This window comes from Enterobacter cloacae complex sp. P2B, assembly GCF_014895985.1.
In the GTDB taxonomy this organism is placed as follows: Bacteria; Pseudomonadota; Gammaproteobacteria; order Enterobacterales; family Enterobacteriaceae; genus Enterobacter; species Enterobacter bugandensis.
The window spans coordinates 59,147-85,234 of record NZ_JADBQQ010000016.1 but is presented as its reverse complement, the minus strand read 5'-3'; the positions used below and the strand labels follow the sequence as shown (position 1 = coordinate 85,234).

Below are 26,088 nucleotides of genomic sequence, written 5' to 3'. Positions count from 1 at the left end.
AGGCCCCCATTTTTATTGGCTAAATTACTATGACTGATATCAGCCGTACTCAGGCGTGGCTCGAAAGTCTGCGCCCTAAAACGCTTCCTCTGGCTTTTGCCGCCATTATTGTCGGCACCGCGCTTGCCTGGTGGCAAGGGCATTTCGATCCGCTGGTGGCAGGTCTGGCGCTCATTACCGCCGGGCTGCTGCAAATCCTCTCTAACCTCGCGAACGATTATGGCGATGCGGTAAAAGGCAGCGACAAGCCTGACCGTATCGGGCCGCTGCGCGGGATGCAAAAGGGGGTGATCACCCAGGCACAGATGAAGCGTGCGCTGATTATCACCGTGGTGCTGATTTGCTTATCTGGCCTGGCGCTGGTGACGGTCGCCTCGAAAACTACCAGCGATTTCATTGGCTTCCTGGTGCTGGGCCTGCTCGCCATCATCGCGGCCATCACCTACACCGTCGGCACGCGCCCTTACGGCTATATTGGCCTTGGGGATATCTCTGTGCTGGTGTTCTTCGGCTGGCTGAGCGTAATGGGGAGCTGGTACTTACAGGCGCATACGGTGATCCCTGCCCTGTTCCTCCCGGCGACCGCCTGCGGCCTGCTGGCGACGGCGGTACTCAATATCAATAATCTGCGCGATATCGACAGCGATCGTGAGAACGGCAAGAACACGCTGGCGGTGCGTCTGGGGCCGGTGAATGCGCGCCGCTATCATGCCTGCCTGCTTATTGGCGCGCTGGTTTGCCTGGCGCTGTTTAACCTGATTTCCTTGCAGAGTCTGTGGGGCTGGCTGTTTGTGCTTGCCGCGCCGCTGCTGGTTAAGCAGGCCCGCTTTGTGATGCGTGAACTCAGCCCGGCAGCCATGCCGCCAATGCTGGAGCGAACGGTAAAAGGTGCGCTGCTGACTAACCTGTTGTTCGTCATCGGGATTGTGTTAAGCCAGACGCTCAGTTAGCTGACAAATATCAATTAACAATTGATGATTTTGCCAACAACGCATTTCGCACGATATACTGAACACATTCGCAGCAACTGAGCGTTAAACCTATGAAATACGATACCTCCGAGCTTTGTGACATCTACCAGGAAGATGTCAACGTCGTTGAACCGCTGTTCTCCAACTTTGGTGGGCGGTCATCGTTTGGCGGGCAAATCGTCACGGTGAAATGTTTCGAGGACAACGGGTTGCTGTACGATCTGCTCGAACAGAACGGCCGTGGCCGCGTTCTGGTGGTCGACGGCGGCGGGTCCGTGCGTCGCGCACTGATTGATGCCGAACTGGCCGGCATTGCCGTCCAGAACGAGTGGGAAGGCATCGTGGTGTACGGCTCCGTGCGTCAGGTGGACGATCTCGAAGACCTGGATATTGGAATTCAGGCCATCGCGGCCATACCGGTAGGGGCGGCGGGCGACGGCATCGGCGAAAGCGACGTGCGCGTTAACTTCGGCGGCGTGACCTTCTTCTCAGGCGATCATCTCTACGCCGATAATACCGGCATTATCCTTTCTGAAGATCCGCTGGATATTGAGTAATTTACCAGGCCATCTTTTATCGGATGGCCTTTGTTTTTATCATCACCCAAACCGTGAAGTTAACACAGGTTTAGATATCTCCTCTTTTTATACTGCAATAACACTCCCCCGTAGCGTCTCCTGATGGTTTCGGCGCTCCCGAATAACCGTTTATTCAATCGCCGTCGTTTGCCACATATTTTGCATATCACGTCGTACTTTCCCTGCACAGCAAATGCGCACTAACTGCTTACGAAATAAAGAAAATTTAGCTTAGGTTAACGTCTTTACGGTGTATTATGAGTAAATAACCACCACAATTTCAGGGTTACCTTTCCTGCTTACCGGACGGGCTTACCTGACAGAAGAAGAATGGATTCATCATGAGCAATGAAAAGGGATGTAAGTTCTGCCAGCGCGACGGTTTACCCGTCCTGCCGGTTCGTCCGGCAATCATGGAAAAAGGTGACGCGTTACCGGCTTTATCCGGCAGTATCACCGTACCGGTAACGGCCGAAGGAGGTGCAGACTATACCGCCCGTCTGCTGAGGCAGGGCTTTTTATACATCTGGGCGGAACGTTCACAACGCTGGATTAACTATTATGCTACCGGCGACGGCTATTTTTATCCTCTTCCAGAGGACGGCATCGTGCCGCCGCGCGTGGAAAGCGGGGACATTACCCCCTGTATTACCCGACCAGATGAACTGGCAACCGCTTCCCTGGTGACACTGCCGGTAAAGCCCGCCGGAATCCTTAACGGGGTGTACTGGTTTGCGTGGTCTGAAGAGTCGTGGACACCGGTGGTACGCAAACAGCATGAAGATGTCGCCTGGCGGCGCCAGTATATGCAGAAATTTGATATGGATGCCTGGCTTGCCAGCCACAACGGTCAGCAGGCCCTGCCCTTCAGTCAGCTCGTTAATTGCGTGGCTGAATACAGCCCAGGACTGCGCAACAGCAGTCTTAAAGCCTGGACTCCCTCTCCCCTCAAAGCGGTCAGTAGTCATTCTGCGGCCGCTTTACGACAGGCGGCAGATAATCTGAACGCGGGCAACGGTGCGATTCTAATGTTGTCTGACCCGGTTGGGGTGGCGACGGAGATTTCAGCCCTGGCACGCTACCGGATGCAGCAGGCTATCGCCACGGATCCGGAGTTGAGCCGTGGCACTGCATTGCTGACCATGCTCGGCAGCGTCGAACTGGCAATGCGTAATTATTTTTACCTGCGGACAGAAGCCGGGGATGAAAGCTATGAGCGCCAGATGCGCTACGGCAGGGACACGCCGGCAGGACCGAGATTTCCGGCTCCGGACATGGCTGACCGGATGCATGTCCTCAATGAGGCCAGCCGGAAGGACCGGGTGGACGAGGCATGGCAGACCGGCTACGAAAAATACATCGACCGGGCAAAGACACAGACATTCAGTCAGACACTGAAAGACTGGCTGACCGAGTATGACAAAAGTTCAGTCATTCCCATCACCCGGATGTATCTGGCCTGGCTGCAGGGACCGGCGATGGCGAATTACTTTGTGCAGCACTTTGATCCGACCTGCGCGCACAGCGGCGGACGCTATATCCAGACAGTAGCGAAAGTACTGGCAGGAATGAACGACAAAGGCGGAGTGATTACCCACATCGATCAGCAGCTGAATCAGGCTCAGCTGACGCCGGAAAACTTTCTTCAGCGGGCGGCCTTCTTTAATCATGACGGCTGGATTGCCGAGGCAAATGCACAGCTGAAAAGCGGCGGACCAGACTGGTGGCTGGGCATAAGCTGGGACCGTCTGGCGGACGGCGCGAAGGAGTACAGCGGCAACTATGCCAGCGCGATCCTGACGGGGCTGGAAAAGCTCAGCATGCTCTGGTCTGAGGCGATGATGAAATCGGTGGATCTGATGGTGAAAGGAACGCCGGTGCGCTTTGCTATCGGGATACTGGCGATGCAGGGTAAGGCGTTCTCTGCCGTCAGCGTGGTGCCGGGGACGAAAAACTTTGTCGGGGCGATGACCCGGGGGATGGCCGGGATGCTGGAAATGAGTGGACGCAGCGGCGGGCAATTATATACCGCGATGCAAAAGCTGACCGACCGACTGGTGAAGGAGCTACCGGAGCGCTCGCTGGAGAAAATATCTCTGCCGCGGATTATTGACGTGCATGAGGCGAAGGCACTGGCCGCCCTGCCGGTTAAAGAGCGGCTGGCGAAGCTCCGTACGGCAATGCTCACGGAGGACGAGCTGGCGCGAATGCTGTTCCCGAAATCGCTGGGCTCATCGGTGGCTCAACTGAGCGGGATGAAACCCGGCACGCTGGCGACGGAGATGGCGGCGAAAGGCATGACGTTTGGCGGGACGGTGTTCTCAGCGTACTTCCAGTGGATGGTGCTGGGGTACGGGGTGAAAGAAAGCGGCCTGCCGTCCGAAGGTAAAGCTGCGACGGTGTTCGCGGCGAATGCCAGCATGGCGGTGGCGTCAACGGCGGAAGCATTGAAGCTGGCGATGACACCGCTGATGAAGCTGGAGCTGTCATCGACCTTATCGGTAATCAGGAACGGCGCCATGGCGGTTGTCGGGGCGGGTATCTGGGGATTGTTTGGGTTCGGCGGTGGATTGGTTTACACAATGATTGAAGGTTTGAATGGGGGCGTTGATCTTTACCGTGGAAAAATGGGGGAAGGCATTGCTCATCTGATTAATGCCCTCGGTGTCGGAATGATGACAGTCGGGGGCGGTAGCGAAATATCCGTCACTCTCCTCGGCTTGGCTGGTGTGTCAGCTACTTTCATTGAGGAATCCACCGTGTTGGCTTTTTTCCTCGGACCTGCGGGGATTTTTGTCGGAATGATACTGGTTCTGGGGGCCGGGGCCTGGCTGTTAAGTCATACCCGGAACGATATACAGACCTGGCTGCTCAGTACGCAGTGGCGGCGGGTGCCGCCGGGTGAGAGCGATATCCCGGCTATCTGGCCGAATGCACAAATGGAAAAGGACGGCTATATGGCCCTGAATGCACACGGAGGAGCACATGTTTAACCCTTTTAAGCGATTCCCTGTCGACCCGTCATCGAATCGGTTCTATAAGGGATTTCGTCGTCTCAGCGATAAAGGTGTTTTTAAAATTTATTCGCAGAAAACAGGTGATCCGGATGTTCCTGGTATATCCGGGTTCGACAGCGTGGTGCGGCTGAACACGACGTATCTGGAGCTGGTTGACCGTTCTTACAACTGGCGCGGAACATGGACACTGGCAGGGGTAATCTTTTTCTGCCTGTCCTTTAGTTTGTTTTGCTACAGCATTATCGGGGTGGTATTGGGATGGGGAGGACGCAGTTTTGGCATCTGGTTTGGAACCGTTTTAATTTGGGCCATTACATTGCCGGTTTCTTTACTCACATACCGGCTGATGACCTCCGAGGTATTTTTCAGCACCTACTATCCGATCCGCTTTAACCGTAAAAATAGGATGGTGTATGTGTACCAGTCCGGCGGAAAAGTGATGTCTGTGCCGTGGGATGAGCTCAAATTTGTCCTGCACCCAACGAAGGGGCGACTCTCAACGCAGTGGACCATTGTGGGTTGTCTTACGGGAGATGACGGGGATACTGTCACAGGGGCTATTCCTTTGCCGATTAATCTGGAAAGTGACCCCGATGTGCTGTCCATGTACTGGGAGTTTATCCGCTGCTATATGGAAGAAGGAGATGAGTATCTCCCGGACCTGGCTGACTCCATTGCCTGGTGCCCGCCGGTGGAAAAACAGAAAGAGGGCTGGCTGTTCGGGCTGCTTTACCTCAGTAAGCAATGGTTCGGGCGGCTCGGGTTGCTGGTGAATGCGCTGCAGTTGCCTCTCTTTTTCGTGCTCAGTTTTCCGCGCTGGCTGGTGATGGCGACCAGTAAAATTCCGGTATGGCCGGCTGACGTGGTCGCGGCCTGTCAGCCGGCTGAGAATGACCCTGTCAACAAAGGCGCTGAGCATAATCCACCGCAGGTCTGGCGACCAATGCTGGGCTTGCAGGGCAAGGAGCGTTATGCCCGCACGTTTGCAAAAGAGCGCGGAGCAATGGACCGGGTTGTTGCCCGGCTGAAAGCCAAATATGGCGGGCAGAACCATGCGGACTGAGGGGCTTATCGGTCTGGCGGGAATATTTGTCGGGATGCTGCTGGTTCTGGGGGCCGGGGCCTGGCTGTTAAGCCATGCCCGGAACGACATACAGACCTGACTGCTCAGTACGCAGTGGCGGCGGGTGCCGCCGGGTGAGAGCGATGTCCCGGCTATCTGGTCGGATGCACAAATGGAAAAGGAGGGCTATATGGCTCTGACCGACCAAGGAGGCGCGCATGTTTAATCCCTTTAAACGATTCCCTGCCGACCCGACAAAACGGTTCTATAAGGGATTTCTCCGCCTCAGTGATGAACGTGTTTTTAAAATTTATTCGCAGAAAACAGGCAATTCGAATGTTCAAGGGGTCTCCGGGTTTGACAGCGTGGTGCGCCTGAACTCGACCTATCTGGAGCTGGTTGACCGTTTTTACAACTGGCGCGGAACATGGACGCTGGCCGGAGTTTTCTTTTTTTGTCTGTCTTTTTATGTGTTTTTACAGCCATTAATCACGTTGTTGCAAGATGGTTTTCATAGTGCAGCTCTCTGGATTGTTGACATCATTATCTGGGGAATTACGCTGCCGCTCTGTTTGGGATTATACCGGATGATGACCTCCGAGGTATTTTTCAGTAGCTACTATCCGATCCGCTTTAACCGTAAAAACGGGATGGTGTATGTGTACCAGTCCGGCGGAAAAATCCTCTCCTTGCCGTGGCAGGATCTCAGATTTGTTCTGCGTTCAACGAAGGGACGGCTGGCAAAAGAATGGACAATTGTGGGATGCCTTACGGGTGAGGACGGGGACACTGTTACGGAATGTATCCCTCTCCCAATTAATCTGGAGAGTGACCCCGATGTCCTGACCATGTACTGGGAATTTATCCGCTGCTATATGGAAGAGGGAGATGAGTATCTCCCGGACCTCGCGGACTCCATAGCCTGGTGCCCGCCGGTTGAAAAACAGAAAGAGGGCTGGCTGTTCGGACTGTTCTATCTCAGTAAGCAGTGGTTCGGGCGACTCGGTCTGATGGTGAATGCGCTGCAGCTTCCTGTGTTTTTCGTTCTCAGTTTTCCGCGCTGGCTGGTCATGCTGACCTGCAAAATCCCGGAATGGCCTGCGGAAGTGGTCGCGGCCTGTCAGCCGGACGAGAATGACCCTGTCAATAAAGGCGCTGAGCATAATCCACCGCAGGTCTGGCGACCGATGCTGGGCTTGCAGGGCAAGGAGCGTTATACCCGCACGTTTGCAAAAGAGCGCGGAGCAATGGACCGGATCGTTGCCCGACTGAAAGCCAAATATGGCGGGCAGGACCATGCGGACTGAGGGGCTTATCGGTCATGAACCGAATACTGACGAAAGCGACGTACGCGTGAATTTCGGCGGCGTGACCTTCTTCTCCGGCGACCATCTTTATGCTGATAATACCGGCATTATCCGGTCGGAAGATGCGCTGGATATCGAGAAAAAAAACCGGGTAGCGGCGACGCTTACCCGGCTATTTCTGTTCAATCCCGACAGAATTAAACCTCTTCCATACGTCCCAGCAGCGCCTGCAGGCGATCCTGCCAGCCGTTCTGCTGTTCGCGCAGCTGGTTGTTTTCGCGCTCCAGTTCTTCGCGGCCGTGCTGAGCGTTCTGAACTTCCTGCGCCAGGCTGTTGTTCTTCTCTTTCAGCTCTTCAATTTCCATCTGCAGCAGCGTGATGGTGTCAATCGCCTGCTGTACTTTCGCTTCCAGTTTCTCAAACACTTCTAAAGACATGATCCTACCTCTCCTGAATTGCAAGGCGACGCTTTAACGTAAACGCGCACAACATATGTTCCGATTGTATGGAGCGCAGTCGCCCCTGTCCAGCGGCATGCCACGCAGATCGCGGTTTGCAACACTTTTCGGCCTCGTCCTGGTGCGTTCGCGGCATATACCTCTAAGTTGTTAACCCATTCGTTAAAAAAATGATTCAGCTCACCATACGCGACTGATGCAAAAACGCGCTTTATGGCGCGAAAACGCTCATTTTATTGACACAGACCACACATTTTAATTTCGATATTTCTCGTTTTTGCTCGTTAACGATAAATTAACACTATGTCTACAGGGCATCGTGGCTGTCACGGGCGGCCACGCTAACAATAAACATCAATTTCTTCAGGATTCCGATTATGAGTCAGACATCAACCTTAAAAGGCCAGTGCATTGCCGAGTTCCTTGGTACCGGGTTGTTGATATTCTTCGGAGTGGGCTGTGTCGCTGCACTGAAAGTGGCGGGTGCCAGTTTTGGTCAGTGGGAAATCAGTATCATCTGGGGTCTGGGCGTGGCGATGGCCATCTACCTGACTGCAGGGGTCTCTGGCGCACATCTTAACCCGGCGGTGACTATCGCACTGTGGCTGTTCGCGTGCTTCGACGGACGCAAAGTTGTTCCCTTCATTATTTCTCAATTTGCCGGCGCGTTTTGCGCAGCGGCGTTAGTTTACGGGCTTTATTACAATCTTTTCATCGACTTCGAACAGACGCATCATATGGTGCGCGGCAGCGTCGAAAGTCTGGATCTGGCAGGCATCTTCTCAACCTACCCTAACCCGCATATCAATTTTGTGCAGGCGTTCGCAGTTGAAATGGTGATTACCGCTATTCTGATGGGCGTCATTATGGCTTTGGGCGATGATGGTAACGGCATTCCGCGTGGCCCGCTGGCGCCATTGCTGATTGGCCTGCTGATCGCCGTCATCGGTGCATCCATGGGGCCGTTAACAGGGTTTGCGATGAACCCGGCGCGTGACCTGGGTCCAAAAACCTTCGCCTTCTTTGCAGGATGGGGCGACGTGGCTTTCACCGGCGGCAAAGATATTCCTTACTTCCTGGTACCGTTGTTCGGACCAGTCGTAGGGGCGGCACTGGGTGCATTTGGCTATCGCAAATTAATTGGTCGCCACTTACCGTGCGACACCTGTGTGGAAGAGGAGAAGGAAACGACTTCTACCGCACAACAAAAAGCTTCGCTGTAATCTGACTACGGGACACATACCATGACCGAAAAAAAATATATCGTTGCGCTCGACCAGGGCACTACCAGCTCCCGCGCTGTCGTAATGGATCATGACGCGAATATCGTCAGCGTGTCACAGCGCGAATTTGAGCAAATTTATCCGCGTCCAGGCTGGGTAGAACACGACCCGATGGAGATCTGGGCGTCACAAAGCTCCACGCTGGTGGAAGTGCTGGCGAAAGCCGACATCAGTTCCGACGAAATCGCCGCGATTGGTATCACCAACCAGCGTGAAACCACCGTGGTGTGGGAACGCGAAACCGGTAAGCCGATTTACAACGCCATCGTCTGGCAGTGCCGCCGTACGTCAGAGATCTGCGAACAGCTTAAGCGTGACGGGATGGAAGAGTACGTGCGCAGCGCCACCGGCCTGGTGGTTGACCCGTACTTCTCCGGCACCAAAGTGAAGTGGATCCTCGACCACGTGGAAGGTTCACGCGAGCGTGCAAAACGCGGCGAGCTGCTGTTCGGTACCGTCGATACCTGGCTTATCTGGAAGATGACTCAGGGACGTGTCCACGTTACTGACTACACTAACGCCTCGCGCACCATGCTGTTCAACATCAACACCCTGGAGTGGGATGACAAGATGCTGGACGCGCTGGATATTCCGCGCGCGATGCTGCCTGAAGTGCGTAAGTCGTCTGAAGTCTACGGCCAGACCAACATCGGCGGTAAAGGCGGCACCCGTATTCCTATCGCCGGTATCGCCGGTGACCAGCAGGCGGCGCTGTTCGGCCAGCTGTGCGTCAAGGAAGGGATGGCGAAGAACACCTACGGCACCGGCTGCTTTATGTTGATGAACACCGGCGAGAAAGCGGTGAAATCAGAAAACGGCCTGCTGACCACCATCGCCTGCGGCCCGCGCGGCGAGGTGAACTATGCCCTGGAAGGTGCGGTGTTTATGGCAGGTGCATCTATTCAGTGGCTGCGCGACGAGATGAAGCTGATCAGCGATGCGTTTGACTCCGAGTACTTCGCGACCAAAGTGAAAGACACCAACGGCGTGTACGTGGTGCCCGCGTTTACCGGTCTGGGCGCACCGTACTGGGACCCGTATGCCCGCGGCGCAATTTTCGGCCTGACGCGCGGTGTGAACTCAAACCACATCATCCGCGCCACCCTGGAATCCATCGCCTACCAGACGCGTGACGTGCTGGAAGCGATGCAGGCAGACTCCGGCATTCGTCTGCACGCCCTGCGCGTGGACGGCGGCGCGGTGGCCAACAACTTCCTGATGCAGTTCCAGTCCGACATTCTGGGCACCCGCGTTGAGCGCCCTGAAGTACGTGAAGTGACGGCACTGGGCGCGGCGTATCTTGCGGGTCTCGCGGTAGGCTTCTGGCAGAACCTGGACGAGCTGCAGGAGAAAGCGGTCATCGAACGCGAATTCCGCCCTGGCATCGAAACCACCGAGCGCAACTACCGCTACAGCGGTTGGAAGAAAGCGGTGAAACGTGCCCTGGCGTGGGAAGAGCACGAAGAGTAAGCCAATATTCCCTCTCCCCTGGGGAGAGGGTTAGGGTGAGGGGCATCGACCGCACCGGTCCCCTCCCCCCTCCCCACTCTGTGATAAACTTCGTGCAATTCCTTTTGATTGTACGAGTCCCTCATGAAACGTGAACTTGCTATCGAGTTTTCCCGCGTCACCGAAGCAGCCGCCCTTGCAGGCTATAAATGGCTGGGTCGTGGCGACAAAAATACCGCAGACGGCGCGGCCGTCCACGCCATGCGCATTGTGCTTAACCAGGTCAACATCGACGGCACTATCGTCATCGGTGAAGGCGAAATCGACGAAGCGCCGATGCTCTACATCGGTGAAAAGGTCGGGACCGGCAAAGGCGATGCGGTGGATATCGCGGTGGACCCGATCGAAGGCACGCGCATGACGGCGATGGGCCAGGCCAACGCCCTGGCGGTGCTGGCCGTGGGCGATAAAGGCTGCTTCCTCAACGCGCCGGACATGTACATGGAAAAGCTGATTGTCGGCCCTGGTGCGAAAGGCGCAATCGATCTCAGCCTGCCGCTGGACGCCAACCTGCGCAATATCGCGGCGGCGCTGGCTAAACCGCTCAACGAACTCACCGTGACCATTCTGGCGAAACCGCGCCACGACGCCACCATCTCTTATCTGCAGGCACTCGGCGTGCGCGTGTTTGCCATTCCGGATGGCGACGTTGCCGCCTCTATTCTGACCTGCATGCCGGACAGCGAAGTCGACGTGCTTTACGGCATCGGCGGTGCGCCGGAAGGCGTGGTCTCTGCGGCGGTGATCCGCGCGCTGGACGGCGATATGCAGGCGCGCCTTCTGCCGCGCCATGAGGTGAAAGGCGACAGCGACGAAAACCGTCGTATCGGTGAGGACGAGCTGGCGCGCTGCGCAGCGATGGGCATCGAAGCCAAAAAAGTACTGGCGCTGAACGACATGGCGCGCAGCGATAACGTCGTCTTCTCTGCAACCGGCATCACCAAAGGCGATCTGCTGGACGGCATCACCCGCAAGGGCAACATGGCGACCACTGAAACGCTGCTGATCCGCGGTAAATCGCGCACCATCCGACGCATTCAGTCCATTCACTATCTCGACCGTAAAGACCCGGACGTGCAGACGCACATTCTGTAAAACCGTTTGATCGATAGAGCTTTCCGGCCCGAAGGGGCTGGAAATGTTTCCCACAAGTACGGAAGATAGAACAGAGAAACAGCACAGGAGAAGATCATGGCGGACTGGGTAACAGGTAAAGTCACAAAGATAGAATTCTGGACCGATGCGCTATTTAGTCTCACCCTGCATGCTCCCGTTCATCCGTTTAAGGCCGGGCAATTTGCCAAGCTGGGTCTGGATGTCGACGGCGAGCGCGTGCAGCGCGCCTACTCTTACGTTAACGCGCCGGATAACCCGGATCTCGAGTTCTATCTGGTCACCGTTCCTGACGGTAAGCTCAGCCCGCTCCTTGCCGCCCTTCAGCCCGGCGACGATGTGCAGATTGTGAGCGAAGCGGCAGGCTTCTTTGTGCTCGAAGAGATCCCTGACTGTGACACGCTCTGGATGCTAGCAACCGGCACGGCCATCGGTCCGTATCTCTCTATCTTGCAGTACGGTAAGGATCTGGAGCGCTTCAAAAACATCGTGCTGGTGCACGCCGCGCGCTATGCCGCAGATTTAAGCTATCTCCCGCAGATGCAGGCGCTGGAACAGCAGTACGGCGGAAAGTTAAAGATTCAGACGGTAGTCAGCCGCGAAACCGTAGCAGGAGCGCTTACCGGTCGCGTACCGGCGTTAATTGAGAGCGGCGCACTGGAAGACGCGGTGGGTTTACCGATGACGGCCGAAACCAGCCACGTCATGCTGTGCGGTAACCCGCAGATGGTCCGGGACACGCAGCAGCTTCTGAAGGATACCCGGCAGATGACGAAACATCTTCGCCGCCGGCCGGGCCATATGACCGCCGAACACTACTGGTGATCAGCGGTATTTCACCTCGACGGTATCTTTACCGTATTTGTTTTCGCTCTGGGTGCCGATAAACGCGCCCAGATCGACAATCATCATCACGAAGATGACCGACGGCAGCAGCCTGCCCACGACCCACGGCAGGATGGAAGGCAGCATCGCCCAGTTCCCTGCCACCAGCATCCACGCCAGTATGATCAAAAATGCCCACGCGCCGGAGCGGCCGCGATCGTGCAGGCGTTTCACCACGACGGCCGCCGTTGGCCATAGCAGGCAGACCAGTGCAAATGCCGCCGTTTGCGTGCTCAGCCAGGCGTTATAAGCAACGAAAAAAAGAAGCAGCATGGCGACGACCCACGTCACCATCCAGACCCAGAAATCACGGCGTCCAATACGCCCTTTGAATGAAAACAGCCACTGCTGTATGGTCATGTAAGGTTCCTTATTATCGTTTAGCCCGCATTTTACCCTGGAGTTGTGACCTTTTGACAAGCCGACCAGATATCGTTTTAATCATGAGCACTTACGGCCAGGTGCAATGTTGATGAAAAATTCGGCACATTCTCTTTTCCTGTGTTTAGCGATGCTCGGCGCGGGTTTTCCGCTGCACGCCGCCAACACCGCGGCCCCCACCACTGCGCCGTATTTGCTGGCGGGCGCACCGTCTTTCGATCAGTCCATCAGCCAGTTTCGCGAAGCTTTCAATCAGGCCAACCCAGGGCTGCCGCTGGATGAGTTTCGCGCCATTGATAGCTCGCGCGATACCCCTACACTGACCCGTGCAGCGAGCAAGATTAACGAGAATTTGTATGCTTCCACGGCGCTGGAGCGCGGTACGTTAAAAATCAAAAGCATGCAAATCACCTGGCTGCCGATTCAGGGGCCAGAGCAGAAAGCGGCTAAATCGAAGGCGCTTGATTACATGAGCGCGGTGCTGCAGGCGTTTACGCCTGCGCTGACGAAAAAGCAGAGCCAGCAAAAGCTACAAAAGCTGCTGGCCGCCGGTAAAAACAAGCGGTACTACGCCTCAACCGAAGGCGCGATTCGCTATGTAGTGGCGGATAACGGCGAAAAAGGACTGACCTTCGCCGTTGAACCGATTAAGCTGGCGCTATCTGACACCCTTGGCGGGGCCAATTAATGACAAAAAGCAAAGCCTTTCGAGGGAAAATCTCTATACTGATTCACAGACCATGCTGCCCGACAGGGCGGCCATATTCCTTAATTCGCTTATTTAGCGTGGAGAATTGAAATGCGACATCCTTTAGTGATGGGTAACTGGAAACTGAACGGCAGCCGCCACATGGTAAACGAACTGGTTGCAAACCTGCGTAAAGAGCTGGCTGGCGTGACCGGCTGCGCGGTTGCTATCGCTCCGCCGGATATGTACCTGGATCTGGCTAAACGTGCCGCTGACGGCAGCCACATCGTGCTGGGCGCGCAGAACGTTGACGTTAACCTGTCTGGCGCGTTCACCGGTGAAACTTCCGCTGAAATGCTGAAAGATATCGGCGCGAAATACATCATCATCGGCCACTCCGAGCGTCGCACCTACCACAAAGAATCTGACGAGTTCATCGCGAAGAAATTTGCCGTACTGAAAGAGCAGGGTCTGATCCCGGTTCTGTGCATCGGTGAAACCGAAGCGGAAAACGAAGCGGGCAAAACCGAAGAAGTGTGTGCACGTCAGATCGACGCCGTGCTGAAAACGCAGGGCGCGGCAGCGTTCGAAGGCGCGGTTATCGCTTACGAGCCAGTCTGGGCGATCGGTACCGGCAAATCTGCTACCCCTGCGCAGGCTCAGGCAGTTCACAAATTCATCCGTGACCACATTGCTAAAGCCGACGCGAAAGTGGCTGAGCAAGTGATCATCCAGTACGGCGGCTCCGTAAACGCCTCCAACGCTGCTGAGCTGTTCACCCAGCCAGATATCGATGGCGCGCTGGTTGGCGGTGCATCCCTGAAAGCGGACGCTTTCGCGGTGATCGTTAAAGCGGCAGAAGCGGCTAAACAGGCGTAATGGCCTTTGTGGCGGGTGGCGCTTGCGCTTACCCGCCGCTACAAACGCCCTAACACGCTAAACCACAGATAATCCAGCGGCAGCAGCACCAGATACGTCGCAATCGCCAGCGCCAGGCAGAGCAACATCCCCGCCCTTGCAGGCACCTTTCCTAGCCCCATCGCCACCACAATCGGCGACGCCTGATACGGCAGCAGCGGCGTGGAATAGCCCAGCACCTGAATCATGATCACCGACAGCAGCGGGAAACCGGTCGCATCCGAGAAGCTCTGCGCCAGCGTGGTGTACAGCGCCGGAACGCCGTTGGCAGTCATAATGAAATTGAGTGCCGTAGTAATTCCGGTTAGCGCCAGGAAGCTGGTGAACGGTTTGTCCGCATCCAGCGGCATTATGCGCAGCAGCGCCTCGCCTACGGCCGCTCCGATACCCGTTTGCGTCACGACGATCGCCAGCCCGAGAATACCCGCAACGTAAATGCAGGTGCGCATATTTACCCCCGCCGAGAACTCCTCGCCGGTGATAAAACCAATGCGCGGCAGCATGACGATAATCGAGGCCGCCAGCCCCGTCCACGCCGGCCCCACGCCGTGCCAGCTCTCCGTCACCCACATCATCAGCACCACCACCAGCAGCCAGGCGAGTCGTTTTTCGTCACGCCCCATCGGTTCAGACAGCGTGAAATCCTTCGCCGGTTTCGGGCTGCCGGGGAACAGCCAGCAGATGATGCCAATCAGAATCAGGCCTTTGAGAATACCGAGCACCGGCGTGTGCAGCAGCAGATACGGGACATAGTTCAGGTGAAGGCCGTACGAGCCTTCCGCCGCGCCGCTCATGACCAGGTTAGGCACGTTGGCGGGCAGAATGGTGGCCGAGAGCTGGAAGGTACCGAAGCCGACTGCCAGCGCAAGGCCGAACCAGGCGCGGGAGCCGTCGGCGATACCGGCGCGTTTCGCCATCGCCGCGACAATGGGCATCAGCAGCGCAATACGCCCCATGTTTGACGGCATCACAAACGCCAGCGCGTAGCTGAGCAATACCACGCTCGCCACCATCAGCATCCAGGAGTCAGTGAGCTTTGCCGACAGCGCCCGGGCGGCCCTGTCCGCCAGGCCGGTTTTACGGATCGCCACGCCGAGCACAAAGCCGCTGAAGACCAGCCAGAAAGCCGAAGAGGCAAAACCGCCAAAAATCACCTCCGGCGGGGCGATTCTGGCGGTCATCGCCGCCGTGAAAAACAGCAGCGCGGTGATAAATTCCGGCAACAGCGACGTCGCCCACAGCACGATGGTGACGCCGACGATCAGCGAGGGCAGCAGCAGAGGATGCGTTAACCAGAGCGACATACCTGTCTCCTGTAGATTTTTTCAGCAAGTCTACGGTGACAGGCAGCCTGAGTAAACGCGATTTATAGTGGGGTTACTTCAGGATAGCGCATTGATGATCCTGCAATTCCTCTGCCGACGCGCGGTTAAGCATGAGCAGGTTACGCTCGGTCGCCAGCAAAACAAACGAACCATCCGACTGCTGCGCCATCGCCAGCGCGAAGCGTCCCATATGGTCGCGCGCCTCCGGCAGCTCTTCCGCCAGCATCAAAAACGGACTGCGCTGGACCAGTTCATTCTCCGTCACCCGGCGTGCGAGGTACTCATGTCCTTCCAGCCCGCCCGGGAAGGGTAGCCACTGGGTGCTGATGTCTCCCTGCGCCGCGTTGAGCTTCTCGCGCACGTCCGGGCGCAGGCAGGAGATATGGATATGGAAATGGTTTTGTGTGCGTCCGGTCGGTGAGTTAATCGTCAGCGAAATAGCGCTGTCCGGCACTTCAGAGCCACGCTTCAGGGTCATAAAGCTGCGCGACTGCCACGCCAGCCAGAAGAAGTTTGGTGTATGAGGCTCGGTCAGGAGCGGGCTTTCGGTGCCGTTGATGTGATACGTTGGCATCAGCAGATACTGCAGCGGCCCGTTGCGGTCCTTGAATACCACATAGCCCGCGTCAGGCTTCACCTGCGCGCAGGGTGCCGGGTTACGGTGTTGCAGCTGATTAGGCAGACACTGGTCGAGGACGATATGGCGCAACGCATTCGGATTACCCGCTTTTATCCAGTACACGCCGCCTGCGGCAAGGGCGATGACAATCAGGATCAGTAAGATAATTTTTTTCACAACGCGTTCCCTGTTTTCAATAGAGGCAAAAGAGTAACGCAAAATGATGACCAAATAAAAAACCCGGTGGATTTCTCACACCGGGTCGCCGTGTCGTTTGCTAACCGTTAACGCTGGCTAATCTGGTCGAAGGTGCCGCCATTAGAGAAGTGCTCTTTCTGCGCTTTCGTCCAGCCGCCGAACACATCATCAATGGTGAAGAGCTTCAGTTTCGGGAATTCGCTGTCGTATTTCTTCGCGACAGCCGCATCGCGTGGACGATAGAAGTTCTTCGCCGCGATTTCCTGGCCTTCCGGCGAGTAGAGATACTTCAGGTAGGCTTCCGCCACCGCTTTGGTGCCTTTCTTATCAACGACCTTATCGACCACGGAAACGGTCGGCTCGGCGAGGATAGATTCGCTCGGAGTCACGATCTCAAACTTGTCTTTACCCAGTTCGTGGGTCGCCAGCAGGGCTTCGTTTTCCCAGGCAATAAGCACGTCGCCAATTCCGCGCTCGACGAAGGTGTTAGTGGCACCGCGCGCGCCGGAGTCCAGCACTTCAACGTTTTTGTACAGGGATTTGACGAACTCCTGTGCTTTAGCCTGGTCACCGTTGTTGTGGTGCAGCGCGTAGCCCCAGGCCGCCAGGTAGTTCCAGCGTGCCCCGCCGGAGCTTTTCGGGTTCGGGGTAATCACAGAAACGCCCGGTTTGATCAGGTCGTTCCAGTCCTTAATCTGTTTCGGGTTGCCTTTACGCACCAGGAAGACGATGGTCGAGGTGTATGGCGCGGAGTTGTCTGGCAGGCGTTTGATCCAGTTTTTGTCGATACGGCCACGCTCGGCGATAGCGTCGACATCATAGGCCAGCGCCAGGGTAACCACGTCGGCTTCAATACCGTTAATCACAGATGTCGCCTGCTTACCAGAGCCACCGTGCGACTGGCGAATCACCACATTGTCGCCGGTTTCCTGCTTCCAGTGCGCCGCGAAGGCTTTGTTGTATTGATCGTACAGCTCACGCGTCGGGTCGTACGACACATTGAGAAGTTGAATGTCCTTTGCCAGCACGCTGGTCGATGCCAGCAATAATGTTAACCCCACGCCCCATTTATTCATCGCCCAGCTCTCTTGTGTAGTGTTTTGATGAATGCAGCGTGCCAGAAAGCGAATCGATGATTAAAGAATAAAAAAAGATTGGCTATAACGTGGAGGAATAAAAGCCCTCTTCAGAAAGAAGAGGGCTCGAAGGATCAGTACAGTTTTTTCGCGCAGTCCAGCCAGTCACCTTTGAACGGACGCTTCATGTTTTCAATCGCGTCGATGATGTCATGGTGAACCAGCTGTTCGTTCTGAATACCGACGCAGCGGCCACCGTGGCCCTGCAGCAGCAGCTCGATAGCGTACGCGCCCATACGGGACGCCAGAATACGGTCGTACGGGCCAGGGGAACCGCCGCGCTGGATGTGACCCAGAACGGTCGCGCGGGTTTCGCGTTTGGTTTCGGTTTCGATGTACTTCGCCAGCTCGTCAACGTCACAGATGTGCTCGGTGATAGCCACAATCGCGTGTTTCTTACCTTTCGCGATACCGGCTTTGATTTCAGCAACCAGATCTTCGCGGCTGAATTCCACTTCAGGAACCACCACAAACTCACAACCACCGGCGATAGCCGCTGCCAGGGTCAGGTCACCGCAGTAACGGCCCATCACTTCAACGATAGAGATACGCTGGTGAGAAGAAGAGGTGTCACGCAGGCGGTCAATGGCTTCCACAACGGTGCCCAGCGCGGTGAAGTAACCGATGGTGTAGTCAGTGCCTTTGATGTCGTTGTCGATGGTGCCCGGCAGGCCGATGCACGGGAAGCCCATTTCGGTCAGACGTTTTGCACCCATGTACGAGCCGTCACCGCCGATAACGACCAGCGCGTCCAGACCACGCTTTTTCATGTTCTCGATAGCCACTTCGCGGATGTGTTCGTCACGGAATTCCGGGAAGCGCGCAGACCCAAGGAAGGTACCGCCACGGTTGATCATGTCAGACACGCTGTAGCGGTCGAGCTGAACCATACGGTCTTCATACAGACCCAGGTAACCATCATAGATACCAAAAACTTCCAGACCTTCCGTCAGCGCTGCACGGACAACCCCACGAATTGCCGCGTTCATGCCCGGCGCATCACCGCCGCTTGTCAACACACCGATTTTCTTAATCATGACTACCTCTGAACTTAGGAATGCAAAATTGAAATCTGTTGCCGGAAGAAACTTATCGACCAACGAATACTGCAAATAGTATATCAATCCCTTCTGGCTGAATTGATTCAGGTCAGACCAAATGGCGGTAATTTATACACAAAATGCTGGCCTGGCTCACTTTTTTACAACGAATTACGAAAGCCCAACATGTCCGGGTACAACCGAGCAGGGATCCTGGTGAATGATGACGTCTGAACCAGGAAAACGCTGCAAAATCGCCTGCTCGACCTGCTCAGCAATAACGTGAGCCTGTACCAGTGGCAGGTTGTCTTCCATTTCAATATGAATCTGAATAAAGCGGGTCGGCCCTGACTGCCGCGTTCGAAGATCGTGTGCACCGCTGACGCCGGGCCAGGAGGTCACGATAGAAAAAATTTCGTTACGTTCTGAGTCCGGAAGAGCGCGATCGAGCAGTGATTGCACCGCGTCATACCCCATCCGCAGGGCGCTATATAAAATATAGATACCAATCCCTAACGCAAACAACGCATCGGCCCGATGCCAGCCATACCAGGCCAGACCGAGCGCAATAAGAATAGCCCCATTCATCATAACATCAGATTGATAATGAAGCATATCCGCCCGTACGGCCTGACTTTGCGTTTTGCGAACGACCCAGCGCTGGAACGTAACCAGAACAAGTGTGCTTATAAGTGCAATGACCGTGACGACCACGCCGACACCGGGATTGTTCATCGGTGAAGGCGAAACCAAATGCTGAATACCGGTCAAAAACAGGAACAGTGCAGAGCCAGAAATGAACATACTTTGCGCCAGCGCCGCGAGCGATTCCGCCTTACCGTGCCCAAACGTGTGCTCTTCATCCGCCGGCTGCAGCGAGTAGCGCACCACCAGAAGATTGGTCAGCGAGGCGGCGATATCGACCAGTGAATCCACCAGCGCCGCCAGAATACTGACCGAGCCGGTATACCACCAGGCAAAGATTTTGATCAGCAGCAGGCCAGAGGCCATGACGGTCGCCGCAATGGCAGCCCGGCTTACCAGCCTTCCATAGGATTGATTCATAAACGCTCCTGTCATGTCATGCCGCTAGTATAACGGAAGCATGGGGAGGCAAAGGATGAATAAACGGTTAACAAATCAGAATGCGGGGCAAAAAAAACCCCCACATCATGTGGGGGAAGACAGGGATGGTGTCTATGGCAAGGAAAACAGGGTTTACTGGTTACTACGGGTACTGCTATTGCTACTGAAAAACGTCGCTTCTGAGCTTCGCTGCATCCGTGCAACCTCACGCAGCTGGTCCATACGCTGCTGATGTTTGGCATTCAAAACCGCTTGCTGCTCGGGCGTTAGCAGGTGGAACATCTGGTTGCGGACCTTCGCCATTTCTACCTGGCGGGCAACCTGTTCCTGTGCCATTTTTTCGGCCTGAGCGCGAACAGCGCTTTCGTCAAAATTTTCTGCGGTGACAAGGCGATGCATTGTCTCCATTTCGCTAACATTAACAGGGGGCTGGTCGTGTCGTGCCCTCTGCATCAGATCTCGCATCTGTTGACGCTGATGTTCGGTTAAACTTATGCCGTCAAACATATGGCTTTGGCTGCTGTGCTGCGTTGCGCCCTCTTGCGAGGAACCGTTATCGCCGATGATAGCTACAGCAGCCTGGCTAAACGCACTGAACGCCAGCGTTGAGGCCATGACGGCAGCGGTAACTTTGCGCATCACTTGCTCCCAAAATCTTTCGTGTCGCGATTCAACGAGAGACAGTCTACGATTCAGGCTGCAAACATGCGTCAGGGGGTGTAAAACAACGTAAAGTCATGGATTAGATAGCCTTGATGTCGTAATTTCTGCCTCGGAGGTATTTAAACAATGAATAAAATCCTGTTAGTTGACGATGACCGAGAGCTCACATCCCTTTTAAAGGAGTTGCTCGACATGGAAGGTTTCAACGTCCTGGTTGCCCATGATGGCGAGCAGGCGCTGAGTCTCCTTGACGACAGCATCGATCTACTTTTGCTCGACGTAATGATGCCAAAGAAAAACGGTATTGATACGCTGAAAGAGCTTCGCCAGACACACCAGACCCCCGTTATCATGCTGACCGCCCGCGGCAGCGAGCTTGACCGCGTTCTCGGCCTTGAGCTAGGTGCGGATGACTATTTACCGAAGCCGTTCAACGACCGTGAACTGGTGGCCCGTATTCGCGCGATCCTGCGTCGTTCCCACTGGAGCGAGCAGCAGCAGAATACCGACAACAGCTCGCCAACGCTGGAAGTGGACTCCCTGAGCCTGAACCCGGGCCGTCAGGAAGCAAGCTTCGACGGCCAGACGCTGGAGCTTACTGGCACCGAGTTCACACTGCTGTATCTACTGGCGCAACATCTTGGCCAGGTGGTATCGCGTGAACATTTAAGCCAGGAAGTGCTGGGCAAACGCCTCACGCCGTTTGACCGCGCCATCGACATGCACATCTCTAACCTGCGCCGCAAGCTGCCGGAGCGTAAAGACGGTCACCCATGGTTTAAAACCCTGCGTGGTCGCGGTTATCTGATGGTTTCTGCTTCATGATAGGCAGCTTAACCGCCCGCATCTTCGCCATCTTCTGGCTGACGCTGGCACTGGTTTTAATGCTCGTTTTGATGTTGCCAAAACTCGACTCACGCCAGATGACGGAGCTGCTCGACAGCGAGCAACGTCAGGGCGTGATGATCGAGCAGCACGTGGAAGCGGAGCTGGCAAACGATCCGCCGAACGATTTAATGTGGTGGCGCAGGCTGTTTCGCGCTATCGACAAGTGGGCGCCGCCAGGACAACGTCTTTTGCTGGTTACCAGCGAAGGCCGCGTGATTGGCGCCGATCGCAATGAAATGCAGATCATCCGCAACTTTATTGGCCAGGCGGATAACGCCGATCACCCACAGAAAAAGAAATATGGTCGGGTAGAGATGGTCGGCCCTTTCTCGGTACGGGATGGGGAAGATAACTACCAGCTCTACCTGATTCGCCCTGCGAGCAGTTCCCAGTCCGACTTCATCAACCTGCTGTTTGACCGTCCGCTTCTGCTGCTGATCGTCACGATGCTGGTCAGTTCCCCGCTGCTGTTATGGCTGGCGTGGAGCCTGGCGAAACCGGCGCGTAAGCTGAAAAATGCGGCGGACGAAGTGGCACAAGGCAACCTCAGGCAGCATCCGGAGCTGGAATCCGGGCCGCAGGAGTTCCTGGCCGCCGGCACCAGTTTTAACCAGATGGTGAGCGCGCTTGATCGAATGATGACGGCCCAGCAACGCCTGCTGTCGGACATCTCACACGAGCTGCGCACCCCGCTCACGCGCTTACAGCTGGGCACCGCCCTGCTGCGTCGCCGCAGCGGGGAGAGCAAAGAGCTGGAGCGTATTGAAACGGAAGCGCATCGTCTGGACAGCATGATTAACGATCTGCTGGTGATGTCGCGCAACCAGCAGAAAAACGCGCTGGTGAGCGAAACGGTGAAAGCCAATCACCTGTGGCACGAGGTGCTGGATAACGCGGCCTTCGAAGCGGAGCAGATGGGGAAATCGTTCACCGTCAACTTCCCGCCGGGCCCGTGGCCGCTGTACGGTAACCCTAACGCGCTGGAAAGCGCGCTGGAGAATATCGTGCGTAACGCCCTGCGCTACTCGCACACGAAGATTGAAGTGGCGTTTTCGGTGGATAAAGACGGGATCACCGTCATTGTCGATGACGATGGTCCAGGCGTCAGCCCGGAAGATCGCGAGCAGATTTTCCGTCCGTTCTACCGCACCGACGAAGCGCGCGACCGTGAGTCCGGCGGCACGGGGCTGGGTCTGGCGATTGTAGAAACCGCCATGCAGCAGCACCGCGGCTGGGTGAAAGCCGACGACAGCCCGCTGGGCGGGCTGCGGTTAACGCTGTGGCTGCCGCTGTATAAGCGTTCGTAACGGTATGTGCCGGGTGGCGGCTTCGCCTTACCCGGCCTACTTTCTACGGAACCTATTTCCCCCACAATCTCCGCGAACTACTCTCGATCTTCCCGCTTATACGCCGCTTCTGCATCGTTCTCGTCCAACTGGTAGACAACCCCGCCGCCGACAGCAGGCGATGATACTGTTCATCGTCAAAAGGCATATGCCAGGCAATCGCGCAGGCCTCGTACACCGACACCTCACTCACGCGCGACGCGAGCTCAAGCGGCGCGTCCGCCGAAACCTGTCCCGCCTGCACAACGCGATACAGCCAGCCGGTTTTGCCCGCGTTTTGCAGCTGGGCCGACATATCCTGAATCCCGAAATGGTAGTTGAGCTTAAAGCACGGCGAGCGTGGCTGCGTCACCTGAATCAGAGCATCGCCCCAGCGGTAAATATCGCCAATAAAGACGTTCTTTTCCGTCAGCCCTTCCGTTGAAAGATTTTCGCCAAACGCGGGCGCGACGAAGAGGTCCGCCTGCTCAGGAAATTCGGTTTTCCAGTGCTGATAGTGCTCGCGCGGATAGTGGCACAGCGCGCGATCGGGCCCGCCGTGGATTTTTTTTTCGGCCTGCTGGTCGCCCACAAGCCCGAGCTCGGTCAGCGAAAGCTCACCGTCGACCTGCACTTTGGCGATGGCGCTCGGGCGGCTGCCGTCGTACTCCCTTACCTTGCCTGTAAACACGTTCACCGGGTAATGCATCGCTGCCTCCATTACGCAGATACAAAAAAAGCGAGTCATCAGACTCGCTTCTCACAGGCGTCAATGCAACCTTATTTTTTAGCGGCGAAACGCGCTGCTGCTTCGTCCCAGTTCACGACATCCCAGAACGCTTTGATGTAGTCAGGGCGACGGTTCTGGAACTTCAGGTAGTAAGCGTGTTCCCACACGTCCAGACCCAGGATTGGGAAACCGGATGCGCCAGAGATCGCTTCACCCATCAGCGGGGAGTCCTGGTTAGCAGTAGAAACCACTGCCAGCTTGTCGCCTTTCAGAACCAGCCACGCCCAGCCAGAGCCGAAGCGGGTTGCAGCGGCTTTTTCGAATTCCGCTTTGAAGTTGTCTACGGAACCGAAGTCGCGCTCGATAGCCGCTTTCAGGTCGCCCTGCAGGGTGGTGCCGGTTTTCAGGCCTTTCCAGAACAGGCTGTGGTTAGCGTGACCGCCCGCGTTGTTACGCAGTACGGTTTTCTTGTCTGCTGGCAGCTGGTCCAGCTTGGTGATCAGCTCTTCAACAGGCAGATTAGCGAACTCTGGCAGGCTTTCCAGCGCCGCGTTCGCGTTGTTCACGTAGGTCTGGTGGTGTTTAGTGTGATGGATTTCCATCGTCTGCTTGTCGAAATGCGGTTCCAGTGCGTCGTAGGCATACGGCAGGGATGGCAGTGTATAACTCATAATCCTCTCCATTATTGTCGGGCGGCACAGCTGTTAATGCCGCGTAAGCAGTTGGTTCATTATAGTTAATTAAATGATATTGAAAATGATTATCAATGCCGTAGTTTTTATATGGTTATTCGGTTTTTGAGAAATAAAAGAATTGTGAGTCTGCTCACGCGCTTAACGTGCTGATTGCCATTCAAAACAAAAGTGCGGCAACCTTCTGAAGGTTCCTGAACAGCCTAATTTTTACACTCATCAAGTCGGGGGGAAGCCTCCGGCTATAAAAACGATGAGGACGTAAAAATGAATCATGCGATTACGATGGGTATCTTCTGGCATTTAATAGGCGCAGCCAGTGCAGCCTGTTTCTATGCCCCGTTCAAAAAGGTGAAAGGCTGGTCGTGGGAAACCATGTGGTCCGTTGGGGGTACGGTCTCCTGGCTGATTTTGCCGTGGACAATCAGCGCCATGCTGCTGCCCGATTTCTGGGGCTACTTCTCCTCCTTCAACGCCTCCACTCTGCTACCGGTATTCCTGTTCGGCGCGATGTGGGGCATCGGCAACATCAACTACGGCCTGACCATGCGCTACCTCGGGATGTCGATGGGTATCGGCATCGCGATTGGCATTACGCTGATCGTCGGCACGCTGATGACGCCAATCCTTAACGACCATTTCGGCGTGCTGATCAACACCCAGGGCGGCCGGATGACGCTGCTGGGCGTGCTGGTGGCGGTGATCGGCGTGGGAATCGTTACCCGCGCAGGCCAGCTAAAAGAACGCAAGATGGGCATCAGGGCCGAAGAGTTCAACCTGAAGAAAGGGCTGCTGCTGGCGGTGATGTGCGGGGTCTTCTCGGCGGGCATGTCGTTCGCCATGAACGCCGCCAAACCGATGCACGACGCCGCTGCGGCGCTGGGCGTTGACCCGCTGTATGTTGCCCTGCCAAGCTACGTGGTGATCATGGGCGGCGGCGCGCTGGTAAACCTCGGTTTCTGCTTCATTCGTCTGGCAAAAGTGAAGAACCTGTCGCTAAAATCCGACTTCTCGCTGGCAAAACCGCTGATCCTTACCAACATTCTGCTCTCCGCGCTCGGCGGCCTGATGTGGTATCTGCAGTTCTTCTTCTACGCCTGGGGCCACGCCAGCATTCCGCCGCAGTACGACTACATAAGCTGGATGCTGCACATGAGCTTCTACGTGCTTTGCGGCGGGCTGGTTGGGCTGGTGCTGAAGGAGTGGAACAACGCCGGACGTCGTCCGGTTGGCGTACTGAGCCTGGGCTGCGTGGTGATTATCATTGCGGCCAATATCGTCGGCCTCGGCATGGCGAACTGATTACGCTGCTTTTCGACTGCGATGACGCCACTGAACCGGCGTCATCCCCACCTCACGGTTAAACACCACCGAAAAGTAATTACTGTCCTCAAAGCCGCAGCGCATCGCCACTTCACTGACCATCAGCTCCGTATGCTGTAACAGATACTGAGCGTGGCAGATGCGCAGCTGGCGCAGATAATGGTTTATCGTCATTCCCGTCTGGGTGCGGAACTGCTGGCGCAGCGCGCGCTCGCTGCACTGCTCCTGCTCGCAGAATTTTTCCAGCACAAAGCTTTTATTCAGGCTGCCCGCAAGCCGGGCAATCAGCTTATCCAGCAGCGCTTCCTGCGTGGTGGCGGAAGGATTATCCGTGGCGTAACGATGGCGCTTCAGGGTCATCACCAGCTGAGCGAATAGCAGCTCCGACATCTGGTTTGCCACCGGGTCGCCCTTCTGGCTCTCCTGCTCCAGCTGGGAAATCGTCTGGCGCACCTGAGCCATGCCGCTGCTGCTTAAGCGCCAGTGCGGTTCGCCTCCGGCATTCAGAATGCCCGGAATGTTGCTCGCCCAGTCGACATTCAGTTTAAGCCTGTCAGGGCAGTAGATGACGTTCTGCAACACCAGATCGTTAACCGAGGCGTAGGCGTGTTTGTCTTCGGCGCGAATGTAAAACAGATCCCCGCGCGTGATGCGGTAGGGCCGGTCGTTGAGGACGTGCAGGCCGTTGCCGCGCCACACCAGCACCAGCTCGCAGAACTCATGGGTGTGCTCGGCAAAGACATTTTGCGGGTAACGGTCGGCCACCGCGACGGCCTGACTCGCGGAGGCAAAAAAATCATCTTTGCGAAGAATTAACTGAGCGGCCACACCACAACCTCTACGGCGAATAACCGAGCATTATTAGCTTTTCTGCGGCCAGAAAACGGTGACT

At 56.0% G+C, this 26,088-nt stretch carries 25 protein-coding genes and 1 pseudogene; 15 read left to right on the top strand and 11 right to left on the bottom strand.

The window, feature by feature from the left end; genetic code table 11:
* The first annotated feature begins 23 nt into the window (after positions 1-23).
* From menA to IM313_RS22585, 6 genes and pseudogenes are all read left to right on the top strand, one after another.
* Positions 24-950 (top strand): 1,4-dihydroxy-2-naphthoate polyprenyltransferase, encoded by a 927-nt coding sequence (gene menA / locus IM313_RS14945; protein WP_127334627.1) that lies wholly within the window; start codon positions 24-26, stop codon positions 948-950.
* Between the two features lie 92 nt (positions 951-1,042).
* Positions 1,043-1,528 (top strand): ribonuclease E activity regulator RraA, encoded by a 486-nt coding sequence (gene rraA / locus IM313_RS14940; protein ID WP_014885702.1) that lies wholly within the window; start codon positions 1,043-1,045, stop codon positions 1,526-1,528.
* Positions 1,529-1,890: 362 nt separating this feature from the next.
* Positions 1,891-4,542 carry a T6SS effector BTH_I2691 family protein gene (locus IM313_RS14935; protein ID WP_048998266.1) on the top strand — a complete coding sequence of 884 codons (2,652 nt, stop codon included), beginning with the start codon at positions 1,891-1,893 and terminating at the stop codon, positions 4,540-4,542.
* The gene (locus tag IM313_RS14930) at positions 4,535-5,629 is read left to right on the top strand and encodes a DUF6708 domain-containing protein (protein WP_048998269.1); all 1,095 of its coding nucleotides are present in this window, start codon (positions 4,535-4,537) and stop codon (positions 5,627-5,629) included. The genes IM313_RS14935 and IM313_RS14930 overlap by 8 nt, the downstream gene beginning before the upstream one ends.
* 218 nt (positions 5,630-5,847) lie before the next feature.
* Positions 5,848-6,936: a DUF6708 domain-containing protein gene (locus IM313_RS14925; protein ID WP_048998272.1), complete on the top strand. Its 1,089-nt coding sequence runs from the start codon at positions 5,848-5,850 to the stop codon at positions 6,934-6,936.
* 31 nt (positions 6,937-6,967) lie between these two features.
* Positions 6,968-7,075, top strand: a pseudogene (locus IM313_RS22585) (hypothetical protein); the annotation flags it as partial.
* A 58-nt stretch (positions 7,076-7,133) separates the two neighbouring features.
* Here IM313_RS22585 and zapB read toward each other — a convergent pair.
* Entirely contained in the window at positions 7,134-7,373 is a 240-nt protein-coding gene (gene zapB / locus IM313_RS14920) for a septal ring assembly protein ZapB (RefSeq protein ID WP_028014842.1), read from the bottom strand.
* A gap of 398 nt (positions 7,374-7,771) precedes the next feature.
* On the opposite strand from zapB, the gene IM313_RS14915 reads away from it, so the two are divergent.
* The 4 genes from IM313_RS14915 (at position 7,772) to fpr (ending at position 12,124) form a co-directional block, all read left to right on the top strand.
* Positions 7,772-8,617 carry an MIP/aquaporin family protein gene (locus IM313_RS14915; RefSeq protein WP_028014843.1) on the top strand — a complete coding sequence of 282 codons (846 nt, stop codon included), beginning with the start codon at positions 7,772-7,774 and terminating at the stop codon, positions 8,615-8,617.
* A 21-nt stretch (positions 8,618-8,638) separates the two neighbouring features.
* Complete coding sequence (gene glpK, locus IM313_RS14910; RefSeq protein ID WP_028014844.1) at positions 8,639-10,147, top strand: glycerol kinase GlpK; 1,509 nt, start codon at positions 8,639-8,641, stop codon at positions 10,145-10,147.
* A 123-nt stretch (positions 10,148-10,270) separates the two neighbouring features.
* Complete coding sequence (glpX, locus tag IM313_RS14905; RefSeq protein ID WP_192972072.1) at positions 10,271-11,281, top strand: class II fructose-bisphosphatase; 1,011 nt, start codon at positions 10,271-10,273, stop codon at positions 11,279-11,281.
* A gap of 96 nt (positions 11,282-11,377) precedes the next feature.
* The gene (gene fpr, locus IM313_RS14900) at positions 11,378-12,124 is read left to right on the top strand and encodes a ferredoxin--NADP(+) reductase (protein ID WP_192972071.1); all 747 of its coding nucleotides are present in this window, start codon (positions 11,378-11,380) and stop codon (positions 12,122-12,124) included.
* Here the strand turns inward: fpr and IM313_RS14895 are convergent, their stop codons facing one another.
* Positions 12,125-12,544 carry a DUF805 domain-containing protein gene (locus IM313_RS14895; protein ID WP_028014847.1) on the bottom strand — a complete coding sequence of 140 codons (420 nt, stop codon included), beginning with the start codon at positions 12,542-12,544 and terminating at the stop codon, positions 12,125-12,127. It abuts the gene before it with no gap.
* Between the two features lie 112 nt (positions 12,545-12,656).
* Between IM313_RS14895 and IM313_RS14890 the strand changes: the two genes are divergently transcribed.
* Both IM313_RS14890 and tpiA read left to right on the top strand, forming a co-directional pair.
* The gene (locus tag IM313_RS14890; RefSeq protein WP_100171282.1) at positions 12,657-13,253 is read left to right on the top strand and encodes a DUF1454 family protein; all 597 of its coding nucleotides are present in this window, start codon (positions 12,657-12,659) and stop codon (positions 13,251-13,253) included.
* 111 nt (positions 13,254-13,364) lie between these two features.
* A complete protein-coding gene (tpiA, locus tag IM313_RS14885) occupies positions 13,365-14,132 on the top strand; it encodes a triose-phosphate isomerase (protein ID WP_006808674.1) in 768 nt (255 codons plus the stop codon).
* Positions 14,133-14,170: 38 nt separating this feature from the next.
* On the opposite strand, the gene IM313_RS14880 is transcribed toward tpiA, so the two are convergent.
* The 6 genes from IM313_RS14880 to cpxP all read right to left on the bottom strand — a co-directional run bounded on the left by IM313_RS14880 (position 14,171) and on the right by cpxP (position 20,214).
* The gene (locus IM313_RS14880; protein ID WP_192972070.1) at positions 14,171-15,475 is read right to left on the bottom strand and encodes an SLC13 family permease; all 1,305 of its coding nucleotides are present in this window, start codon (positions 15,473-15,475) and stop codon (positions 14,171-14,173) included.
* A 73-nt stretch (positions 15,476-15,548) separates the two neighbouring features.
* Positions 15,549-16,292, bottom strand: coding sequence for a CDP-diacylglycerol diphosphatase (locus IM313_RS14875; RefSeq protein ID WP_192972069.1), 744 nt, complete (start codon positions 16,290-16,292; stop codon positions 15,549-15,551).
* A 107-nt stretch (positions 16,293-16,399) separates the two neighbouring features.
* Positions 16,400-17,389: a sulfate ABC transporter substrate-binding protein gene (locus IM313_RS14870; RefSeq protein ID WP_182034777.1), complete on the bottom strand. Its 990-nt coding sequence runs from the start codon at positions 17,387-17,389 to the stop codon at positions 16,400-16,402.
* A 134-nt stretch (positions 17,390-17,523) separates the two neighbouring features.
* On the bottom strand, positions 17,524-18,486 hold the full coding sequence (gene pfkA, locus IM313_RS14865; RefSeq protein WP_028014852.1) for a 6-phosphofructokinase: 963 nt from the start codon (positions 18,484-18,486) through the stop codon (positions 17,524-17,526).
* 174 nt (positions 18,487-18,660) lie between these two features.
* Entirely contained in the window at positions 18,661-19,554 is an 894-nt protein-coding gene (gene fieF / locus IM313_RS14860; protein ID WP_028014853.1) for a CDF family cation-efflux transporter FieF, read from the bottom strand.
* Positions 19,555-19,707: 153 nt separating this feature from the next.
* Positions 19,708-20,214: a cell-envelope stress modulator CpxP gene (gene cpxP, locus IM313_RS14855; protein WP_028014854.1), complete on the bottom strand. Its 507-nt coding sequence runs from the start codon at positions 20,212-20,214 to the stop codon at positions 19,708-19,710.
* Positions 20,215-20,364: 150 nt separating this feature from the next.
* Between cpxP and cpxR the strand changes: the two genes are divergently transcribed.
* Positions 20,365-21,063: an envelope stress response regulator transcription factor CpxR gene (gene cpxR / locus IM313_RS14850; protein WP_006179159.1), complete on the top strand. Its 699-nt coding sequence runs from the start codon at positions 20,365-20,367 to the stop codon at positions 21,061-21,063.
* The gene (gene cpxA, locus IM313_RS14845) at positions 21,060-22,433 is read left to right on the top strand and encodes an envelope stress sensor histidine kinase CpxA (RefSeq protein ID WP_003862003.1); all 1,374 of its coding nucleotides are present in this window, start codon (positions 21,060-21,062) and stop codon (positions 22,431-22,433) included. The genes cpxR and cpxA overlap by 4 nt, the downstream gene beginning before the upstream one ends.
* A 52-nt stretch (positions 22,434-22,485) precedes the next feature.
* On the opposite strand, the gene yiiM is transcribed toward cpxA, so the two are convergent.
* Both yiiM and sodA read right to left on the bottom strand, forming a co-directional pair.
* Positions 22,486-23,160, bottom strand: a complete 675-nt coding sequence (yiiM, locus tag IM313_RS14840; RefSeq protein WP_192972078.1) for a 6-hydroxyaminopurine reductase — start codon at positions 23,158-23,160, stop codon at positions 22,486-22,488.
* A 71-nt stretch (positions 23,161-23,231) separates the two neighbouring features.
* Complete coding sequence (sodA, locus tag IM313_RS14835; protein WP_003861999.1) at positions 23,232-23,852, bottom strand: superoxide dismutase [Mn]; 621 nt, start codon at positions 23,850-23,852, stop codon at positions 23,232-23,234.
* A 288-nt stretch (positions 23,853-24,140) separates the two neighbouring features.
* Between sodA and rhaT the strand changes: the two genes are divergently transcribed.
* Entirely contained in the window at positions 24,141-25,175 is a 1,035-nt protein-coding gene (gene rhaT, locus IM313_RS14830) for an L-rhamnose/proton symporter RhaT (RefSeq protein ID WP_192972068.1), read from the top strand.
* On the opposite strand, the gene rhaR is transcribed toward rhaT, so the two are convergent.
* Positions 25,176-26,024, bottom strand: coding sequence for an HTH-type transcriptional activator RhaR (gene rhaR, locus IM313_RS14825; protein ID WP_049000056.1), 849 nt, complete (start codon positions 26,022-26,024; stop codon positions 25,176-25,178).
* Positions 26,025-26,088: the final 64 nt, after the last annotated feature.

Excerpts from the sequence above, each read along its gene's own strand:
- rraA (WP_014885702.1), top strand. The coding sequence starts at position 1,043 with ATGAAATACGATACCTCCGAGCTTTGTGACATCTACCAGGAAGATGTC.
- IM313_RS14935 (WP_048998266.1), top strand. The coding sequence starts at position 1,891 with ATGAGCAATGAAAAGGGATGTAAGTTCTGCCAGCGCGACGGTTTACCC.
- IM313_RS14930 (WP_048998269.1), top strand. The coding sequence starts at position 4,535 with ATGTTTAACCCTTTTAAGCGATTCCCTGTCGACCCGTCATCGAATCGG.
- IM313_RS14925 (WP_048998272.1), top strand. The coding sequence starts at position 5,848 with ATGTTTAATCCCTTTAAACGATTCCCTGCCGACCCGACAAAACGGTTC.
- zapB (WP_028014842.1), bottom strand. The coding sequence starts at position 7,373 with ATGTCTTTAGAAGTGTTTGAGAAACTGGAAGCGAAAGTACAGCAGGCG.
- IM313_RS14915 (WP_028014843.1), top strand. The coding sequence starts at position 7,772 with ATGAGTCAGACATCAACCTTAAAAGGCCAGTGCATTGCCGAGTTCCTT.
- glpK (WP_028014844.1), top strand. The coding sequence starts at position 8,639 with ATGACCGAAAAAAAATATATCGTTGCGCTCGACCAGGGCACTACCAGC.
- glpX (WP_192972072.1), top strand. The coding sequence starts at position 10,271 with ATGAAACGTGAACTTGCTATCGAGTTTTCCCGCGTCACCGAAGCAGCC.
- fpr (WP_192972071.1), top strand. The coding sequence starts at position 11,378 with ATGGCGGACTGGGTAACAGGTAAAGTCACAAAGATAGAATTCTGGACC.
- IM313_RS14895 (WP_028014847.1), bottom strand. The coding sequence starts at position 12,544 with ATGACCATACAGCAGTGGCTGTTTTCATTCAAAGGGCGTATTGGACGC.
- IM313_RS14890 (WP_100171282.1), top strand. The coding sequence starts at position 12,657 with ATGAAAAATTCGGCACATTCTCTTTTCCTGTGTTTAGCGATGCTCGGC.
- tpiA (WP_006808674.1), top strand. The coding sequence starts at position 13,365 with ATGCGACATCCTTTAGTGATGGGTAACTGGAAACTGAACGGCAGCCGC.
- IM313_RS14880 (WP_192972070.1), bottom strand. The coding sequence starts at position 15,475 with ATGTCGCTCTGGTTAACGCATCCTCTGCTGCTGCCCTCGCTGATCGTC.
- IM313_RS14870 (WP_182034777.1), bottom strand. The coding sequence starts at position 17,389 with ATGAATAAATGGGGCGTGGGGTTAACATTATTGCTGGCATCGACCAGC.
- pfkA (WP_028014852.1), bottom strand. The coding sequence starts at position 18,486 with ATGATTAAGAAAATCGGTGTGTTGACAAGCGGCGGTGATGCGCCGGGC.
- fieF (WP_028014853.1), bottom strand. The coding sequence starts at position 19,554 with ATGAATCAATCCTATGGAAGGCTGGTAAGCCGGGCTGCCATTGCGGCG.
- cpxP (WP_028014854.1), bottom strand. The coding sequence starts at position 20,214 with ATGCGCAAAGTTACCGCTGCCGTCATGGCCTCAACGCTGGCGTTCAGT.
- cpxR (WP_006179159.1), top strand. The coding sequence starts at position 20,365 with ATGAATAAAATCCTGTTAGTTGACGATGACCGAGAGCTCACATCCCTT.
- cpxA (WP_003862003.1), top strand. The coding sequence starts at position 21,060 with ATGATAGGCAGCTTAACCGCCCGCATCTTCGCCATCTTCTGGCTGACG.
- yiiM (WP_192972078.1), bottom strand. The coding sequence starts at position 23,160 with ATGCATTACCCGGTGAACGTGTTTACAGGCAAGGTAAGGGAGTACGAC.
- sodA (WP_003861999.1), bottom strand. The coding sequence starts at position 23,852 with ATGAGTTATACACTGCCATCCCTGCCGTATGCCTACGACGCACTGGAA.
- rhaT (WP_192972068.1), top strand. The coding sequence starts at position 24,141 with ATGAATCATGCGATTACGATGGGTATCTTCTGGCATTTAATAGGCGCA.